General features: G+C 51.9%; 1 pseudogene. It reads right to left on the bottom strand.

The annotated features are described in order from the left end of the window. Positions 1–208, bottom strand: a pseudogene (locus tag Dpoa2040_RS01075) (methyl-accepting chemotaxis protein); the annotation flags it as partial.

Genomic DNA, 208 nt, shown 5'->3' on the forward strand with positions numbered 1-208 from the left:
TGCTGGTCGGTACGGCGCGACAGTTCGTCATTACCCTGCCGGATTTCGCTGCTGCCGCTGTAAATGACTGACGAACTGTCATGGATAGTCTGTACGGTATTACGCAGGTTACTCTGCATCGCACGGATATAAGGGATCAACTGACCGGCGCAGTTACGACCAAACTCATCCAGTTCGACACCTAACTTACCGCTGGTCAGCAATTCAA

Origin of the sequence: Dickeya sp. CFBP 2040 (assembly GCF_012273755.1) — a bacterium.
In the GTDB taxonomy this organism is placed as follows: Bacteria; Pseudomonadota; Gammaproteobacteria; order Enterobacterales; family Enterobacteriaceae; genus Dickeya; species Dickeya poaceiphila.